General features: G+C 44.9%; 1 protein-coding gene. It reads left to right on the plus strand.

Features of this window, described 5'->3' with window-relative positions; translation table 11 throughout:
- Window positions 1-67: 67 nt before the first annotated feature.
- A complete protein-coding gene (locus tag ACFQ2O_RS21840; RefSeq protein WP_377533068.1) occupies window positions 68-847 on the plus strand; it encodes a YsnF/AvaK domain-containing protein in 780 nt (259 codons plus the stop codon).
- The last annotated feature ends 88 nt before the right edge of the window (window positions 848-935 follow it).

Raw genomic sequence — 935 nt, forward strand, 5'->3', positions numbered from 1 at the left:
ACAGCAGGCTGATAAAAAATAATCCCTTCTGAACTTACAATATACTTAACATTTAAAATACAACATTATGTCACATACCGTAGTCGGAGTTTTCGAAACATCAAATGAAGCGCAAACAGCATTACAGCAGTTAACCAGCAGTGGCTTCATGAGGGAGAATATAGATATCGCACCACAAGCCACTACCGGCACATCTGAGCAGCATGCAGATGATGATAGTATCGGTAGTTTTTTCAGCAACTTGTTCGGAGGCGACGACAAGTCCAGAAGTTATTCAAACTATGCCCGCACTGGTGCCATTGTAACGGTGCACGCAAAATCAGCACAAGAGGCCGAGCGAGCAGCAGATATCTTAGATGATTTTGGAGCCGTGAACTTAGATGAACGCGCTTCTGGCACTACAGCAGCAACAGACACTACCAGAACTGCGAGCACTTCAACTGACAGCACTATTCCTGTGATTGAAGAAGAGATGCAGGTTGGCAAACGAACAGTGGAAACTGGAGGCGTGCGCATAAGAAGCCGCATTATTGAGCGCCCGATTGAAGAGCACCTGCGCTTACGTGAAGAGCATGTTCACGTGGAGAGAAACCCTGTTAACAGAGCAGCCACAGAGAGGGATTTGAGCGGCTTCAAAAATGGAGAAATTGAAATGACTGAACATGCAGAAGTTCCCATTGTAAACAAAGACACCCGCGTGGTAGAAGAGGTAAATATAGGCATGGATGTAGAAGAGCATGATGAAAGCATCCGTGGTACTGTCCGTAAAACAGATGTAGAGGTAGATCACCTCACTGAAGAGGAATTAAGACGCCGTCGCACTGAAGGAGATCGTTCAGGCTTATAGAAATTTTAGAATTTTTAATTTAGAACAGGCGCAATCTCTTTCAGGGGCTGCGCCTGTTTTTTTCAGTATAGGCTGTTGCAATTACTAG

The organism is Pontibacter rugosus, from assembly GCF_042678745.1.
Taxonomy (GTDB): Bacteria; Bacteroidota; Bacteroidia; order Cytophagales; family Hymenobacteraceae; genus Pontibacter; species Pontibacter rugosus.

Coding starts and splice junctions, on each gene's coding strand:
- ACFQ2O_RS21840 (WP_377533068.1), top strand. CDS start 68: ATGTCACATACCGTAGTCGGAGTTTTCGAAACATCAAATGAAGCGCAA.